Source organism: Enterobacter cloacae complex sp. 394F7 (assembly GCF_057320385.1).
In genome coordinates this window covers 99,235-115,367 of sequence record NZ_JBXWCS010000001.1, presented here as the reverse complement: position 1 = coordinate 115,367, position 16,133 = coordinate 99,235, and the positions used below count along the sequence as shown (strand labels likewise).

Sequence of the window (16,133 nt, the reverse complement as noted above, 5' to 3'; positions counted from 1 at the left end):
GACAACCTTAACCGAAACATCGCACCCCGGGAGGCCCCATCGTGAGTTTATTCGACAAAAAGCATCTGGTTTCACAAGCAGATGCATTACCGGGACGCAACACCCCTATGCCAGTCGCAACCTTACATGCCGTGAATGGCCATTCCATGACCAACGTACCTGAAGGCATGGAAATCGCCCTGTTTGCCATGGGCTGCTTCTGGGGCGTGGAACGCCTCTACTGGCAGTTGCCTGGCGTCTACAGCACCGCGGCGGGCTACACGGGCGGATATACGCCAAACCCCACCTACCGCGAAGTCTGCTCCGGCGAGACCGGCCATGCTGAAGCCGTACGCGTGGTATACGACCCGTCCGTCATCAGCTATGAACAGCTACTGCAGGTATTCTGGGAAAACCACGACCCGGCGCAGGGTATGCGTCAGGGTAATGACCATGGCACCCAGTATCGTTCGGCGATTTATCCGCTCACGCCTGAGCAGGAAGCCGCCGCACTCGCCAGTAAGGAGCGTTTCCAGCAGGCCATGCGCGACGCAGGTGATACGCGCGAGGTGACAACGGAAATCACCACCGCGAAACCGTTCTACTATGCCGAGGACGACCACCAGCAGTATCTGCACAAAAATCCGTACGGCTACTGCGGAATTGGTGGCATCGGCGTGTGCCTGCCGCCGCAGCTTGCCTGATTACTGATCCAGCGCCACGCGAGCCGCGTGGCGCGTGGCATTACTGACTGAGCCGTAATCCATGACTTTGCCCTGCAACAGCAGGTTATAGACCGGCGCCTGAGGTCGGTTGAGCCGCGTTTGCAGCAGGTGTACGGCCTCAATCCCCAGCTCACGGCAGGGCACCGTGACGCCTGTGATCGGTTTTTCCAGACGGTGCGCTAAATTCCATGCAAAATCGGTCGTAATGAGCGAAATGTCTTCCGGAATGCGCAGCCCGTGGCGCGTTAACGCCCTGATCACTCCCTCCGTCATGCTGGTACTGTTCGGGAAAATCACCTCTGGCCACTGCGATCTGTCATGACTTAACAGCCATGCATCCAGCGCCCGCTCGGCCTCCTCTGCCGTAAACCACTCCGTCACCAGCAAATCACGCTGGGGATCAAAGGCCACGTGAAAATGGCGGTACGCCTCTTTAATGCCGTCCAGACGCGCATACAGCGTCTCACGCCGCAGGCAGGTGAGCGTGAGCACTCGGCGGTGCCCCTGCTCAAAAAGGTACTGCATGGCGGTGAAACCAATCGCCCGGTGATCGGGTGACACGGCGTCCAGCACCCGATCCCGATCAACGGAGTTAATCAATACGCAGGGCTTATTCAGCGTGCTCGCCAGTTTAAAGATGGTGGAATCATCAGTCCCAATAATTATTATCGCGTTGATATTCTTATGGCTGGCCTTTTCCATAAACAATTTCACGTCGGCGTGCTGCTCTTCTAATCCGCAGCAACTGACCCACACGTTATGCGGGGCGCACGCTTCAGCAATGCCTTTGGTCACTTCCAGATAAAAAATGTCTCCACGCCCCTGAAAAGTTCTTTCCGGGGCAAAGACAGCGATACCGTTAATTAACAGCCTTCCGCTTGCCATTGCCTCCAGAACACCTAATTCGCGCGCGGTGCGAACGATCGCGTCACGGGCTTTATCGCTGGCATAAGACTTGCCGCTTAATACCCGCGAAACCGTGCTGACGGAATACCCCGTCAGGGTCGCAATCTCCTCCATTTTTAACCTGCCCGGCATAGTGTGACCTCGCTCTCAATCAGTTTTTGCAAATATTTGCAGAAACAGCGCTTTGATTTTAAAACCAAATTTCAGAGACCCTGGAGATTACTTAAACAGCTTGCGAGTATTCTCACAAAAACACATTGTCGCTGCGGCTCCCCTTTCCTATTTTCCGGTCATCCCTCATTTCAACTGAAATTAAGGTGTGACATGGAGAAGGTACGTTTTGGCATTATCGGAATAGGTAATATCGGTACGGTCCACGCGCGTTATTTACTGGCGGGTACGGTCAGTGACGCATGCCTGGCGGCGGTTTGTGATAATGCACCGGAAAAGCATCCGGCCATTCGCCAGCTGGTCGGCTCCCTCCCCCTTTTCAGCGATGCGCAGGAGATGCTTCAGAGCGGGCTTATCGACGCGGTGATTGTCGCAACGCCGCACTATGAGCATCCGCGTTTGTCGATGCTGGCAATGCGCCACGGCATCCACACGCTCTGCGAAAAACCGGCTGGCGTGTATACGGCGCAGGTGCAGGAGATGAACGCCTGTGCCCGGACCTGCGATGTGGTGTTCGGCATCATGTACAACCAGCGCCCGAATCCGCTCTACCAGAAGGTGAAAGATCTGATCGACAGCGGTGAGCTGGGTGAGATCCGCCGCTCCAACTGGATCATTACCAACTGGTATCGCTCGCAGAGCTACTACAACTCCGGCGGCTGGCGCGCCACCTGGAAAGGAGAAGGCGGCGGCGTACTGCTCAATCAGGACCCGCATCAGCTCGATCTCTGGCAGTGGCTGGTTGGTATGCCGATCCGTCTGCGCGCGTTTTGCCAGTTTGGTAAGCATCGCGACATTGAAGTGGAAGATGAGGTCACCGCCTACGCCGAGTACACCAACGGTGCGACGGGCGTATTTATCACGACCGTGGCTGAAACGCCGGGGACCAACCGGCTGGAGATCGTCGGCGATCGCGGCAAGGTGGTCGTCGAAGAAGGGAAACTGCGCTACTGGCGGCTGCGGGAATCTGAAACCGCCTTCAACGCCCGCTGGCAAAACGGCTTTGGTGAACCGGAATGCTGGGAGGTCACGCTTCCCGTCGGCCCGGAATGCAGCGAACACCACGTCATTACCGCCAATTTCTGCGGCGCCATCCTGCGCGGCGAGCCGCTCATTGCCCCGGGGCTGGAAGGGATCCACGGGTTAACGCTCTCCAACGCCATGCACCTCTCCACCTGGACCGACGACTGGGTCGACCTCCCGCTCAATGAGAAACAGTATCTGCGCTTGCTTCAACAGCGTATCAGCACCTCAGTGGCTAAAGAGACCGCCAGCGTCACGCTGGATGCCTCCGGCACCTGGTAACTCAGGAGAAGAAACGATGTTAAATGTCGCTATCGTGGGAACAGGAAATATCTCGCATAACCATATTCAGGGTTATTTGCAGTTTGGCCAACGCTGCCGGATCGTCGCGCTGGTCGATATCTACCCGGAAAAAGCCCACGAGAAAAAAGCACGCTACAACCTGACGGACGCACGCGTGTATGAAAGCCACGAGCAGATGCTGGCGTCAGAGCCAGATATCGATATCGTCGACGTCTGCACGCCGCCCTACGTTCATGCAGAGATAAGCATTAATGCCCTCAATGCGGGTTGCCATGTGCTGTGCGAAAAACCGATGGCCGCCTCGCTGGAGGAGTGCGACGCCATGATCGCCGCGCAACAGGCCAGCGGTAAATTGCTCGCCATCATCGCTCAAAACCGCTTTACCGATGCCTTCTGGCGTTTAAAAGCGGCGCTGGATTCGGGCCTTGCTGGCAAGGTGTGCCATGCCCAGGTGGACTCGTTCTGGTGGCGCGGACACTGCTACTACGACCTGTGGTGGCGCGGCACCTGGGAAAAAGAGGGCGGCGGCTGCACCCTTAACCACGCTGTTCACCACATCGACGCCATTCAGTGGATGCAGGGCTTCCCGTCTGAAGTGGTGGCTATGATGACCAACGTGGCGCACGACAACGCTGAAGTCGAAGATCTCAGCGCGGCAATATTTAAATACCCCAGCGGCGCACTCACTCAGCTAACCGCCTCGGTCGTGCACCATGGCGAAGATCAGAAAATCATTATCCAGGGTGAAAAGGCGCGCATCTCCGCACCGTGGCAGGCCTTTGCCAGCGTCAGCGCTGATAACGGCTTCCCCCAGGAGGATCGGGACCGGCAACGGGAAGCGCAGCTTAACGCCGTTTTTCACGAGACGCCGAAGCTCGAATGGACGCTGCACACCGGGCAGATTAATGACCTGCTGTATGCCATCGAGCACGGCACGGCGCCGTTAGTGGATGGCCTGCAGGGCAAACGCTCGCTGGAGCTGATAACCGCGATTTATAAATCCGCCATCACCCGCTGCGTGGTTTCGCTGCCGATTCAACGCGACGATCCGTTTTACCGTACCGGCGGGACCAACGCCCTCGCCCCCCGTTTTTATGAAAAATCCGCAAGCGTCGCCAACTTCAGCGAAGTCGGTGCGATTCCCCTGGGCAAAGATCTGGATGAAGGAGTGACATCATGAACAAAAATGACGGCATGAACTACGCGCCAGTGGGTAAACCTCAGCCCGTTGTCAGGGAAGGAGAGTTTGTCTTTGCCGCTGCCGCGCTCGACCACGGCCATATCTACGGCATGAGTAACGGCCTGATTGAAGCGGGCGCCACGCTGAAATGGGTCTACGACCCCGATCCGGCAAAAGTGGACAAATTCATTCAGCAGTATCCGCAGGCCAGGGTTGCAGACTCCCTGGATGTCATACTCGCCGACGATGAGGTGCGTCTGGTAGCTGGCGCCGCCATTCCCGCCGAGCGCTGCGCGCTGGGGCTAAAAGCGATGGCCGCAGGCAAAGATTACTTCACCGATAAAGCCCCCCTTACCACCCTTGAACAACTGGCGGATGCCAAAGCCATGGTGGAAAAAACGGGCCGGAAATACGCAGTGTATTACAGCGAACGCCTGCATGTTGAGAGCGCGGTCTTTGCCGGACAGCTGGTGCAGCAAGGGGCCATTGGCCGCGTCGTACAAACGCTGGGGACGGGCCCGCACCGGGAAGGGACCGGCCGCCCGGACTGGTTCTACGATCGGCGCTATTTCGGCGGCATTCTATGCGATATCGGCAGCCATCAGATTGAGCAGTTCCTGTTTTATACCGGCAACAGTGACGCCATCGTGGTGGCAAGCCAGGTACGGAACGTTAAACACCCCCAGTACCCCGCCTTCGAAGATTTTGGCGATGCCATGCTGAAAGGGGAAAACGGCGCCAGCGGCTATTTCCGCTGCGACTGGTTTACCCCTGACGGGCTCTCGACCTGGGGCGATGGCCGCCTGACGCTGCTGGGCACCGAAGGCTATATCGAGATCCGCAAATATGTCGATCTCACCCGTGGTGAACAGGACGTAGTGTATCTCGTCAATAACGAGGGGGAGTTCCGTTATCCGGTCGCCGGCCAGGTCGGATTCCCGTTCTTTGGCGAACTGATCCTCGACTGTTTGCATCGTACTGAACATGCCATGACCCAGGCTCACGCCTTTAAGGCGGCGGAGCTCTGCGTGAAGGCACAGATGCTGGCCAACGCAACAGCATAACGGGAGGCGACAATGAAGCTCCTGAACACGGCGGTGATCGGCGCCGGAGCGATTCACGGTTGCCACGTGAATGCGCTGCGCCAGCTCCCCAACGTTGCGCTGCGCGCGCTGGCAGATATCGACAGCGTCAAAGGGCTGAAGCTGGCATTGGGCTATCAGTGCCGCTTCTATCAGGATTACCGGGAGATGCTGCTGGATGATGCCATCGATGTGATCCATATCTGCACGCCGCACTTTGAGCATAAAAGCATGATTCTGGCGGCCCTCGCCGCCGGAAAGCATGTTTTCTGCGAAAAACCGGTGGGCATGAACAGCAGCGAACTGGTGGATATCACCCGCGCCGCTGACCAGGCTACGGGTCTGCTCGGCGTGTGTTATCAGAACCGGCTCAACCCCACCAGCCTGCGCATTCGCCAGGCGCTGGACGAAGGCGAGCTGGGGAAAATGCTCAGCATCAAAGCGGTGCTGACGTGGTCACGCTCGGGCGCGTACTACACCCAAAGTCCGTGGCGTGGGCGACTGGCTACGGAAGGAGGCAGCCTGCTGATCAACCAGGCCATTCATACCCTCGACCTGATGCAGTGGTTCGCCGGCGGCGTGACGCGTGTGAAAGGTGTGGTGGATAGCGGTGAGCTGGCGGACGTGACGGAAGGCGAAGACAGCGCGATGGCCACGCTGCACTTTGCTAACGGCGCGCGCGGCCTGTTTTACGCCAGCAACTGCAATACCACCGATTCCCCGCTTCTGATGGAGATCCACTGCGAGCAGGGCTCGCTGCTGCTGAACAACAACACGCTCTGGCGCGTGACGCCGGGCGAGCGCGTCAGGCTCACCTGCGACGACTCCCCGGACGGTTCGGTCAAAAGCTACTGGGGGCTGGGCCACCAGCAGGCGATCCGCCGTTTTTATCAGGCTATCACTCACCCCGGTTACACGGATTACACCGATATCCGTGAAGCCGGGAAATCACTCACCCTTGTGGAGGCTATTTATCGTTCATCTCAATTAAGGCAATGGATAGAAATCAATTAATAGAACGTAATTTGTATTCCAGCAGTAAATAAAAAACGACCCGACAGATCGGGTTAATCATTACCCTACACTGGATATTATTATGGTCAAACCAACTGAACGTAGAGTGGGTTATGGCGTGGCGCTCGGCTACGGTATAACCGATCTGTTTGGCGGAGGCGCTTTCGCCATTATCGGCACCTGGCTTTTATTTTTTTACACCACCTATTGCGGGCTCTCTGTCGTCGAAGCGGGTTCGATATTTGCTATTGCTCGCGTCATTGATGCGTTATTAAGCCCGATTATGGGTTATATCACGGATAATTTCGGTGATACCTGGCTCGGGCGTAAATTTGGCCGTCGCCGCTTCTTTTTATTACTCAGTTCGCCCTTAATGTTTCTGTATGCCCTGCTGTGGCTTACGGACATGGGTTACTGGTATTACCTGGGCACTTACCTCTCTATTGAGCTATTGTCGGCGATGGTGCTGGTGCCCTGGGAAACCCTGGCCGCTGAGATGACTAACCGGTATGAAGAGCGTAGCCGTCTCTCCGGCGTGCGTATGATCTGCTCTCAGCTCGGCGGCTTTCTTGCGGTTTCCGTTCCCGGCGTCATTATGCAGTTCACGGGGAAAGATAATCCGTTTACCTATACTCTTACCGGGCTGATATTCTCCTGCGTATTCTGTATTGCGGTATTTATTACCTGGTATACCACCTGGGAAGCGAAAGATGTGCAACAGCCATCCACGTTTAAAGTGGATAAACAGCGCAGCAGCGGATTAATTAATCACCTGAAATATCTGGTGCTGGATCTCTTTTCCTCTTTCCGTATTCGCGCGTTCCGCCTGCACATCATTATTTATATCTTTTCGTTTACGGCGATGGACGTATTCGGTTCGGTCTTTACCTATTATGTCGTGTATTGTCTGAGCCAGGACGCGGCAGCCGTCTCCGGCTGGCTGAGCATTGCGGCTTTCGCCTCGGTACCTGGCACATATGGATTTATGCTGTTGCTGAATCGGCTGAATGTCTCCCCTTCTGCCGCCTTGCGCCTCTCTTACGGCGGGATCTTCTTCGTGCTGGTGTTCCTGTTTACGGTCTACCTGACCAAAACCCAGGTGCCCACGCTGCTGTTCACGGCGGTCTTTATCCTGCTGGGCGCCACCCGCGCGGGCCTCTATTACATACCGTGGAATATCTACAGCTTCATTCCTGATATTGACGAGATGGTGACGCAGCAGCGCCGCGAAGGGATTTTTGCCGGGGTAATGGTCCTGACCCGCAAAAGTACCGTGGCGATCGCTATCATGATTATTGGCCTGGTCCTGCAGGAGTCCGGCTTTGTGAAGGGCGGCGGCGCACAGCCTGAAAGCGCGCTGGGGGCGATTATAGGCCTGATGATCTTCGCGACGGCAGCCCTGCTGGCGGTGAGCTTCTTCACTACCTATAAATTCAAGCTCACCCGCGAGACGCATAAACTGCTTCTCAAGGAGATTGCCCGCCGTAAGCTGGGCGGTGATTACCGCGACTGCGATGCCAATACCCGTGTGGTGATAAAACAGCTCACAGGCTATGAGTACCATCAGGTATGGGGAGGTGATGCTGCCCGTCGTGCAGTGAACAACGTCGGGTTATCGGCCGCAAAATAGCGCGTCTCGCCGGGCCGGTTCCCCGCCTGCCCGGCCTCTTACTAGCTGTAATGTTAGACCTATAAGTGGATTTAGATTCACTGAAATAATTTTTATTTTACAGAGTCAACTATTTCACTTAAAAAGTCATTGAAATTATCAAAGGAACCATATATCGACTCTGTAGAGGCATTGTCACGAATTTCAAATAAATTCATTTTTGTATCATAAGTAAACAATGACATTCCATCCTCCCCAATAACCAATCGTTCTTGTAATTCGGGATCTAAATAATCATTATTACGATAAAACTCATTCATAATGAACAAATTTTTAACTATTGGTTCTGGAATTGATAAACTAAACATTGTCAGCCCATTATACTCAAATCCATCCATTGTTTTGATGAATGTAGTATAATCAGGTTGATTAGCTAAAAGAAGACACGTTTCATTTCCAATTTGATCCAGTATTGGTGATGCAGTATTTCTATGTCCTTTTGTTAGACTATCAAGAAATGATGTGTTAATAGGTTGCTGTACTGGGTATTCTAAATCGGTCATCATCTTTCTTAATTCTATTAGTAGATCTGTTACATTTGATTTCATTTTCATACCCATCAAATTATTTAAGCGGATAAATCGAACCAGTAGGCATAACCCATGGAGTTACTTTGCTCTCTCCCGGTAGCATACCTCTTGTCGATGTTCTCTGCATATTTGTTAACACCTTATGAAACGGTTCTTTTTCAATCAATGATAAGTTATCAAAGGCATTTGTGCCACCATCATCCAATGGTAGTTTATGATGAACTTCCCAGCCATCTGGTACTGTACCCTTACTCATTTTGAACAAATCTGAAGGTTCGAAGACGTTAGCTGCATCTGAAGAACTGGATAATTGATTAAGAAATTTCTTCCTCACTGTGTTATTAAATTCTTTCCTCAGTAACATAGTTTCAGAAGGATCACGTTTTATATAATTTATTTCTTTCACTTCTATATTGTTTAATAGTTTTGTCTCTCCTCTTACTTTACCTAAGTAGTTATACACTTCTCCAAAAGACTCGCTATTAGGTCGTTTCGCTAACAGAATTGAAGCCGCCGCAATAGCAGTACCCGCCGTTTGTTCATTCAGAACCTGATCATACCCCTTAACAGCATCTCCACCTAACTGCTCAGCTGTTTTCCTGAATCCCTCAACGTTACCATTGTAAACACCGCCAGCCGCCAGTAGACGTCCTGCAGCCTTGCTGTTAATTGTCTGGTATGTCGGCTCAGAAGCGGGTGCTGATATTCCGCCTGAGAAAGATAAAGCAAACGAAGTTGGGCGGGGCTTTCCTGAACGGTAGTACCTGCATCCGACAGAATTCCTGTATTCTCTCAGGATCCGTTCAGCCCCGTTCATTTCAAACACATGGTAATTCCTGCAGATAAGCTGGCCTTCTTCATCAATATAGAAAAGTTCTCCAGGGGAACCGTAACGGTTTAACGTCACAACTTCACCTCTGAAGACAAGGTATCTCAGCCGCCTTTCTGTGTTGAATCCATTTGAATGATTGTTCTGATAAGCGTAGCTACGCGAACAGGTTGGTCGTGGCCTGAGCCCTTCGACATGAAAATGATCACGATACCTGTCATCGAATTCATACTCCTGTCTGATGTAATCCCACGTGACAGAAGGGCGAGTAATCAACTCATACTTCTCTGGTTCAAGGTTATCCCTGGACAGGTAAAACAAGTTAAATCCCGGTAAGCTAAAACTCATACCAACTCCTTTTGGTAACGATCTGCACATTTTATAACCACAACATATTGAAAACAAACGATTGTTGTGACCTGCTCCCCGCGGATTTCCCATTAGTACACAAAAATGTGACCTCTGGCAGGTTTACATCTCTTTACGCTATACTACCCGCTGAAATAATCAGCTCAACGCTACGAGCTGACATTCAATGTGTTTCCACACAAATGGTATCAACTTCCCTTCCGAGGATCTGGCGAGAAGCCGGATAAACTATGTTAAACAGTATTTTAGTAATACTTTGTCTGATAGCCGTCAGCGCATTTTTCTCGATATCCGAGATCTCGCTGGCCGCGTCCCGTAAAATCAAACTTAAGCTGCTTGCCGACGAAGGCAACATCAATGCTTCCCGTATCCTGAAGATGCAGGAAAATCCTGGAACGTTCTTCACCGTGGTACAAATTGGCCTGAACGCGGTCGCTATTCTCGGCGGTATCGTGGGGGATGCAGCGTTTTCTCCGGCCTTTTACAGCCTGTTCGTGCAGTACATGTCCGCCGAACTTGCCGAGCAGATGAGCTTTATTCTCTCCTTCTCGCTGGTCACCGGGATGTTCATCCTGTTCGCTGACCTGACCCCGAAACGCATCGGTATGATTGCGCCAGAAGCTGTGGCTTTGCGTATCATCAACCCGATGCGCTTCTGCCTGTTCGTGTTCCGTCCGCTGGTGTGGTTCTTCAACGGCCTGGCGAACGTCATCTTCCGCATCTTTAAACTGCCGATGGTGCGTAAAGATGACATCACCTCCGACGACATCTATGCCGTGGTAGAAGCCGGTGCGCTGGCCGGGGTGCTGCGTAAGCAAGAGCATGAGCTGATCGAAAATGTGTTCGAGCTGGAATCCCGTACCGTGCCCTCTTCCATGACGGGCCGTGAAAGCGTGATTTGGTTCGATCTGCATGAAGACGAGCAGAGCCTGAAGAATAAAGTCGCGGAGCACCCGCACTCTAAATTCCTGGTCTGTAATGAAGATATCGACCACATCATCGGCTATGTGGATTCCAAAGATCTGCTGAACCGCGTGCTGGCGAACCAAAGCCTGGCGCTTAACAGCGGCGTGCAGATCCGCAATACCCTGATTGTACCGGACACGTTGACGCTCTCTGAAGCGCTGGAAAGTTTCAAAACCGCCGGTGAAGACTTCGCCGTAATCATGAACGAATACGCGCTGGTGGTGGGTATCATTACCCTCAACGACGTCATGACCACGCTGATGGGTGACCTGGTCGGCCAGGGTCTGGAAGAGCAGATTGTGGCGCGTGATGAGAACTCATGGCTGATTGACGGCGCAACGCCAATCGACGACGTGATGCGCGTGCTGGATATCGACGAGTTCCCGCAGTCAGGCAACTACGAGACCATCGGCGGCTTTATGATGTTTATGCTGCGTAAAATCCCGAAGCGCACCGACTCGGTGAAGTTCTCCGGCTACAAGTTTGAAGTGGTGGATATTGATAACTACCGCATCGACCAGCTGCTGGTGACGCGTATCGATAACAAACCGACCGTGCTGGTGCCGAAGCTGCCGGATGCGGAAGAGAAGGTGTCGGCGTAAGGTTCCTGCCCCCACAAACATCAACGGCTCCCATCGGGAGCCGTTTTTTTAACTACTGCATAGCACGTTGGTTAAGCCATCTCAGTTTGCAGACGCATAACCTGACGGTTGACTTCGGACATCACAGACAAGTGCTGTTTGTCCTTCACTTTTGGGACAAGGATCTTGCCCTTATCAAACTCAAAAGCGCCAACATCCTTGATATACAACCGTCCACGGAACAGGATCTTCACGTACTTCGCCACCTGAAGCGGGTTGTAGCGTTGGAAAATTTTCATTCTTGTATCTCCTGCGAATCATACGCTCTTGCGGCGCCACAATCGGCCCGACTGTTCTGAGCGCAAATTTTGTTGCCCAATGACTATAGACCAGAACTACGTAGTTACCCAGTGTGCATAAGTTTATTTACCGTTTGATTACAATTATTCAGAATAATCTTTTCAAACTGTGACTACAGGCAGTATAAGTCGTCGTTTTTTTATGGATATGTGCGTTCGCCCGCAAACTGGCATCGGGATTGCGGGAAAAGCCCATTGATCGCACTTATGATTAAAAGCGTAAGACCAAGTGGTCGGATCACCTGCATACAATAAGGAAACACCATGACCCTACGTAACATTCTTGCAGCCGCATGCCTGCTCCTGCCCCTGTGGGCGAGTGCCCACAACATTGAAAAAGGACAACGCGTACCGCCAGTCGGCATTGCTGACCGGGGAGAATTGATTCTCGACAATGATAAGTTTAGCTACAAACCGTGGAATAGCGCGCAGCTCGCGGGCAAAGTGAGAGTTGTACAACATATTGCCGGTCGTACATCAGCAAAAGAGAAAAACGCAAACCTGGTGGAAGCGATCAAGGCCGCAAAATTCCCGCATGACCGCTATCAGACCACCACCATTGTGAACACCGACGATGCCATCCCTGGCTCCGGGATGTTTGTGCGCTCAAGCCTTGAGAGCAACAAAAAGCTCTACCCGTGGTCGCAGTTTATTGTCGACAGCAACGGCGTGACGCGCAAAGCCTGGCAGCTTGAGGAAGAGAGTTCCGCGATTATCGTGCTGGATAAAAACGGCCAGGTGCAGTGGGTAAAAGACGGGGCGTTAGCCCAGGAAGAGGTGCAGCAGGTGGTTGATCTGCTGCACAAGCTGCTGGCTCAGTAAAGAGAGACCCGGAAGCCTGGATTGAGGAATGATTCGCGCGGGGTGTAGTCCAGCGGCTTGCCCTGCCAGTCATGAACATGCGCACCCGCGGCTGCGGCTACCGCGTGGCCGGCTGCCGTGTCCCAGATGTTCGTCGGCCCGAAACGGGGATAGAGCTGCGCCTGCCCCTCCGCCACCAGACAGAATTTCAGCGAGGAGCCAATCGAGGTCGTCTGATGTTCACCCAACTGTTGCAGGTACTCTTCCAACTCGCTGTCGCTGTGCGAGCGGCTGATGACCACCAGCGGAGGGCGTGCATCGCGCACTTGGATCGGCTTGCGGACACCACACTCTTCCTTCCAGGCCTTGCCTTCTGCGGCGCTGTACATCACTTTCATCACCGGCGCGTAGACCACCCCAAGCACCGCCTTGCCCTTGTCGATCAGGGCGATATTCACGGTGAATTCACCGTTACGCTTGATAAACTCTTTGGTGCCGTCAAGAGGATCGACCAGCCAGTAACGCTGCCAGTGCTGACGCTCATCCCAGCTCTGCGGCGCTTCTTCGGAAAGCACGGGGATCTCTGGCGTGAGTGCCTGTAGCCCTTTCATGATCACGCCATGCGCCGCGATATCCGCCGCCGTGACCGGGGAATCATCCGCCTTGCTGACAACGTTCATCGGTTGTGCGCCGTCATACACCTGCATGATGGCATCGCCCGCATCCCGTGCGAGCTGACAAATTTTATCTAACATTCTCCACCTCTTCGTTAACGCAGTGGGCATAACTCGTTGTTTTATTTATATCGTAATGTGAACAATTCCGCTATCTGTGAAGCAATTCCGGTTTCATCGTCCTTTTTTCTGGCAGGATTCACACTTCTGTAAGCAACAAACGATAGATACATATTCTTTTGTGGCCTGGATCGAAAAAAGGACTCCTCTGATGATTAAGTTTAGCGCAACGCTCCTGGCGACGCTGATTGCAGCGAGCGTACAGGCGACGACGGTCGATTTCCGTATTCTGGAAACCACCGACCTGCACAGCAATATGATGGACTTCGATTACTACAAAGATACCCCTACGGAAAAATTCGGACTGGTACGCACGGCAAGTTTGATCAATGCCGCCCGCAATGAAGTGAAAAATAGCGTGCTGGTCGACAACGGTGATTTGATTCAGGGGAGTCCGCTGGGTGACTACATGGCGGCAAAGGGGCTGAAAAAAGGCGAGATCCACCCGGTGTATAAAGCGATGAACACCCTGGATTATACCGTCGGCAACCTCGGGAACCACGAATTCAACTATGGTCTTAAATACCTGCACGATGCGCTGGCAGGCGCAAAATTCCCGTACGTTAACGCCAACATCATCGACGTTAAGACCAAAAAGCCGCTTTTCACCCCTTATCTGATTAAAGAGACCGAGGTTGTTGATCAGGACGGTCAAAAGCAGACGCTGAAAATTGGCTACATCGGCTTTGTACCGCCCCAGATCATGACCTGGGATAAAGCCAATCTCACCGGCAAAGTTACCGTTAACGACATCACCGAAACGGCGCGTAAATACGTACCGGAGATGCGTGAAAAAGGGGCGGATGTTGTGGTCGTTGTCGCCCACTCGGGCCTCTCGGCCGATCCGTATCAGGTGATGGCGGAAAACTCGGTTTACTACCTGAGCGAAGTGCCGGGCGTGGACGCGATCCTCTTCGGCCACGCTCATGCGGTCTTCCCGGGTAAGGATTTTGCCAGCATCAAAGGGGCAGACATCGACAAGGGAACGCTCAACGGCGTGCCGGCGGTAATGCCCGGCATGTGGGGCGATCATCTTGGCGTGGTGGATCTGGTACTCAGTAACGACAGCGGCAGCTGGAAGGTGACCGGATCCAAAGCCGAAGCGCGCCCCATCTACGATGCTGCCGCCAAAAAATCACTGGCGTCTGAAGACCAAAAACTCGTCGACGTGCTCAAGCATGACCACGTCGCCACCCGCGAATTCGTTAGCAAGCCGATCGGCAAATCCGCCGACAACATGTACAGCTATCTGGCGCTGATACAGGATGACCCAACCGTTCAGGTGGTCAACATGGCGCAGAAAGCCTATGCCGAACATTTTGTTCAGGGCGATCCGGACTTAGCCAACCTGCCGGTGCTTTCCGCCGCCGCACCGTTCAAAGTGGGCGGACGTAAAAATGACCCGGCCAGCTATGTTGAAGTGGAAAAAGGCCAGCTGACGTTCCGTAACGCCGCTGATCTCTATCTCTACCCGAACACGCTGGTCGTGGTTAAAGCAACGGGTAAAGAGGTGAAAGAGTGGCTGGAATGCTCCGCCGGGCAGTTTAACCAGATCGATCCGAAGAGCAGCAAGCCGCAGTCGCTGATTAACTGGGACGGGTTCCGCACCTATAACTTCGACGTTATCGACGGGGTGGATTATCAGATTGATGTCACCCAGCCCGCGAAATATGACGGTGAGTGCCAGGCGATTAACCCGCAGGCAGAGCGCATCAAAAACCTGACCTTCAAGGGCAAGCCTGTCGATCCGGCGGCCACCTTCCTGGTGGTGACCAATAACTATCGCGCGTATGGCAGCAAATTTGCCGGCACCGGCGATAGCCACATTGCCTTTGCATCCCCGGATGAGAACCGCTCGGTGCTGGCCGCCTGGATCAGCGCTGAGTCGAAAAAGGCGGGAGAGATTCATCCGGCGGTCGATAACAACTGGCGTCTGGCCCCGATCCACAGCGATACCCCACTGGATATTCGCATTGAAACATCTCCGTCGGATAAGGCTGCGGCGTTTATTAAGGAGAAGGCGCAGTATCCGATGAAGAAGGTTGCGACGGATGATATCGGGTTCGCCATTTATCAGGTGGATTTAAGTAAGTAAAAGCAAAACGGCAACGCACGTTGCCGTTTTTAGTGTTTATTCCCTCTCCCTGTAGGCTGAGGAATCCCCAGAAAATTAGATATGGATAAATGGTTGTTTATTGTTCAAAAATGGAGCTAAAAACAACCGATAACTCGACAGAAGATGCACATTTATGAGCGTTTTCTGTCTGTCTACGAGCTGAGTGAATCTAACTGCTCGCAAAATATTCATTCTAATCCTCTGAAACCACTAATAAAAAATTAGTGGGGATTCCTCAGCCCTGTAGGAGAGGGTTAGATTGAGGGCATCAGACCGCACATTCCCGGGTTTTACGCTGCCCGCTCATCCCGGTTCGCCATTACTTTTGGCGTATTCACCTCTATCCAGTCCGCCAGCGCGGCCACTTTCTCGCTCACCTCTACGCCAAGCGGCGTCAGGCTATACTCAACGTGCGGCGGTACAACAGGATACGAAACGCGATCGACAAAACCGTCATGCTCCAGTGCCTGCAGCGACTGGGCCAGCATCTTCTCGCTCACGCCGCCCATTTTACGGCGCAGATCGCTGAAGCGGTACGTTCCCTCACGTAGCGCCACCAGGATCAGAACCCCCCAGCGGCTGGTGACATGTTTGAGCACCTCTCTGGACGGGCACTGCTCCACGAAGAGGTTACCATCGCGCATTTGTTCGCTGAGTGTCGGTATCGTCATTTAATACTTACCTTTTTGTACGTACTTACTAAAAGTTAGTTATGGTGCTAGTGTGCCATAACATC

15 protein-coding genes are annotated in these 16,133 nt (G+C 53.2%); 9 read left to right on the top strand and 6 right to left on the bottom strand.

Annotation, left to right across the window (positions count from 1 at the left end; genetic code table 11):
- The first annotated feature begins 41 nt into the window (after positions 1-41).
- Complete coding sequence (gene msrA, locus AC2FAK_RS00610) at positions 42-683, top strand: peptide-methionine (S)-S-oxide reductase MsrA (protein WP_014830428.1); 642 nt, start codon at positions 42-44, stop codon at positions 681-683.
- On the opposite strand, the gene AC2FAK_RS00605 is transcribed toward msrA, so the two are convergent.
- Positions 684-1,742 carry a LacI family DNA-binding transcriptional regulator gene (locus AC2FAK_RS00605; RefSeq protein ID WP_029882373.1) on the bottom strand — a complete coding sequence of 353 codons (1,059 nt, stop codon included), beginning with the start codon at positions 1,740-1,742 and terminating at the stop codon, positions 684-686. It lies immediately after the preceding gene.
- A 192-nt stretch (positions 1,743-1,934) separates the two neighbouring features.
- On the opposite strand from AC2FAK_RS00605, the gene AC2FAK_RS00600 reads away from it, so the two are divergent.
- From AC2FAK_RS00600 to AC2FAK_RS00580, 5 genes are all read left to right on the top strand, one after another.
- The gene (locus tag AC2FAK_RS00600) at positions 1,935-3,086 is read left to right on the top strand and encodes a Gfo/Idh/MocA family protein (RefSeq protein WP_095455133.1); all 1,152 of its coding nucleotides are present in this window, start codon (positions 1,935-1,937) and stop codon (positions 3,084-3,086) included.
- A gap of 16 nt (positions 3,087-3,102) precedes the next feature.
- On the top strand, positions 3,103-4,287 hold the full coding sequence (locus AC2FAK_RS00595) for a Gfo/Idh/MocA family protein (protein ID WP_038984258.1): 1,185 nt from the start codon (positions 3,103-3,105) through the stop codon (positions 4,285-4,287).
- A complete protein-coding gene (locus AC2FAK_RS00590) occupies positions 4,284-5,351 on the top strand; it encodes a Gfo/Idh/MocA family protein (protein WP_045902448.1) in 1,068 nt (355 codons plus the stop codon). The genes AC2FAK_RS00595 and AC2FAK_RS00590 overlap by 4 nt, the downstream gene beginning before the upstream one ends.
- A 12-nt stretch (positions 5,352-5,363) precedes the next feature.
- Positions 5,364-6,383 (top strand): Gfo/Idh/MocA family protein, encoded by a 1,020-nt coding sequence (locus AC2FAK_RS00585; RefSeq protein WP_038984256.1) that lies wholly within the window; start codon positions 5,364-5,366, stop codon positions 6,381-6,383.
- An 82-nt stretch (positions 6,384-6,465) separates the two neighbouring features.
- Positions 6,466-8,013: an MFS transporter gene (locus tag AC2FAK_RS00580; RefSeq protein WP_095455134.1), complete on the top strand. Its 1,548-nt coding sequence runs from the start codon at positions 6,466-6,468 to the stop codon at positions 8,011-8,013.
- Between the two features lie 92 nt (positions 8,014-8,105).
- Here the strand turns inward: AC2FAK_RS00580 and AC2FAK_RS00575 are convergent, their stop codons facing one another.
- Complete coding sequence (locus tag AC2FAK_RS00575; protein WP_369700805.1) at positions 8,106-8,600, bottom strand: YrhA family protein; 495 nt, start codon at positions 8,598-8,600, stop codon at positions 8,106-8,108.
- 16 nt (positions 8,601-8,616) lie between these two features.
- Positions 8,617-9,759 (bottom strand): HNH endonuclease signature motif containing protein, encoded by a 1,143-nt coding sequence (locus AC2FAK_RS00570; protein ID WP_058660610.1) that lies wholly within the window; start codon positions 9,757-9,759, stop codon positions 8,617-8,619.
- 251 nt (positions 9,760-10,010) lie between these two features.
- On the opposite strand from AC2FAK_RS00570, the gene paeA reads away from it, so the two are divergent.
- Entirely contained in the window at positions 10,011-11,348 is a 1,338-nt protein-coding gene (paeA, locus tag AC2FAK_RS00565) for a polyamine export protein PaeA (RefSeq protein WP_013095324.1), read from the top strand.
- Positions 11,349-11,419: 71 nt separating this feature from the next.
- On the opposite strand, the gene AC2FAK_RS00560 is transcribed toward paeA, so the two are convergent.
- On the bottom strand, positions 11,420-11,626 hold the full coding sequence (locus AC2FAK_RS00560; RefSeq protein ID WP_008501430.1) for a DUF1107 domain-containing protein: 207 nt from the start codon (positions 11,624-11,626) through the stop codon (positions 11,420-11,422).
- A gap of 324 nt (positions 11,627-11,950) precedes the next feature.
- Between AC2FAK_RS00560 and AC2FAK_RS00555 the strand changes: the two genes are divergently transcribed.
- On the top strand, positions 11,951-12,508 hold the full coding sequence (locus AC2FAK_RS00555) for a YtfJ family protein (RefSeq protein WP_095455135.1): 558 nt from the start codon (positions 11,951-11,953) through the stop codon (positions 12,506-12,508).
- Here AC2FAK_RS00555 and cysQ read toward each other — a convergent pair.
- The gene (gene cysQ / locus AC2FAK_RS00550; protein WP_013095322.1) at positions 12,502-13,242 is read right to left on the bottom strand and encodes a 3'(2'),5'-bisphosphate nucleotidase CysQ; all 741 of its coding nucleotides are present in this window, start codon (positions 13,240-13,242) and stop codon (positions 12,502-12,504) included. The genes AC2FAK_RS00555 and cysQ overlap by 7 nt on opposite strands.
- Before the next feature lie 190 nt (positions 13,243-13,432).
- On the opposite strand from cysQ, the gene AC2FAK_RS00545 reads away from it, so the two are divergent.
- Positions 13,433-15,376 carry a bifunctional 2',3'-cyclic-nucleotide 2'-phosphodiesterase/3'-nucleotidase gene (locus tag AC2FAK_RS00545; RefSeq protein WP_095455136.1) on the top strand — a complete coding sequence of 648 codons (1,944 nt, stop codon included), beginning with the start codon at positions 13,433-13,435 and terminating at the stop codon, positions 15,374-15,376.
- A 311-nt stretch (positions 15,377-15,687) separates the two neighbouring features.
- On the opposite strand, the gene AC2FAK_RS00540 is transcribed toward AC2FAK_RS00545, so the two are convergent.
- Entirely contained in the window at positions 15,688-16,068 is a 381-nt protein-coding gene (locus AC2FAK_RS00540) for a winged helix-turn-helix transcriptional regulator (protein WP_095455137.1), read from the bottom strand.
- Positions 16,069-16,133: the final 65 nt, after the last annotated feature.

What these genes read in the sequence shown, in the direction of transcription:
- AC2FAK_RS00605 (WP_029882373.1), bottom strand. Translation starts at nt 1,742, where the DNA reads ATGCCGGGCAGGTTAAAAATGGAGGAGATTGCGACCCTGACGGGGTAT.
- AC2FAK_RS00600 (WP_095455133.1), top strand. Translation starts at nt 1,935, where the DNA reads ATGGAGAAGGTACGTTTTGGCATTATCGGAATAGGTAATATCGGTACG.
- AC2FAK_RS00595 (WP_038984258.1), top strand. Translation starts at nt 3,103, where the DNA reads ATGTTAAATGTCGCTATCGTGGGAACAGGAAATATCTCGCATAACCAT.
- AC2FAK_RS00590 (WP_045902448.1), top strand. Translation starts at nt 4,284, where the DNA reads ATGAACAAAAATGACGGCATGAACTACGCGCCAGTGGGTAAACCTCAG.
- AC2FAK_RS00585 (WP_038984256.1), top strand. Translation starts at nt 5,364, where the DNA reads ATGAAGCTCCTGAACACGGCGGTGATCGGCGCCGGAGCGATTCACGGT.
- AC2FAK_RS00580 (WP_095455134.1), top strand. Translation starts at nt 6,466, where the DNA reads ATGGTCAAACCAACTGAACGTAGAGTGGGTTATGGCGTGGCGCTCGGC.
- AC2FAK_RS00575 (WP_369700805.1), bottom strand. Translation starts at nt 8,600, where the DNA reads ATGAAATCAAATGTAACAGATCTACTAATAGAATTAAGAAAGATGATG.
- AC2FAK_RS00570 (WP_058660610.1), bottom strand. Translation starts at nt 9,759, where the DNA reads ATGAGTTTTAGCTTACCGGGATTTAACTTGTTTTACCTGTCCAGGGAT.
- paeA (WP_013095324.1), top strand. Translation starts at nt 10,011, where the DNA reads ATGTTAAACAGTATTTTAGTAATACTTTGTCTGATAGCCGTCAGCGCA.
- AC2FAK_RS00560 (WP_008501430.1), bottom strand. Translation starts at nt 11,626, where the DNA reads ATGAAAATTTTCCAACGCTACAACCCGCTTCAGGTGGCGAAGTACGTG.
- AC2FAK_RS00555 (WP_095455135.1), top strand. Translation starts at nt 11,951, where the DNA reads ATGACCCTACGTAACATTCTTGCAGCCGCATGCCTGCTCCTGCCCCTG.
- cysQ (WP_013095322.1), bottom strand. Translation starts at nt 13,242, where the DNA reads ATGTTAGATAAAATTTGTCAGCTCGCACGGGATGCGGGCGATGCCATC.
- AC2FAK_RS00545 (WP_095455136.1), top strand. Translation starts at nt 13,433, where the DNA reads ATGATTAAGTTTAGCGCAACGCTCCTGGCGACGCTGATTGCAGCGAGC.
- AC2FAK_RS00540 (WP_095455137.1), bottom strand. Translation starts at nt 16,068, where the DNA reads ATGACGATACCGACACTCAGCGAACAAATGCGCGATGGTAACCTCTTC.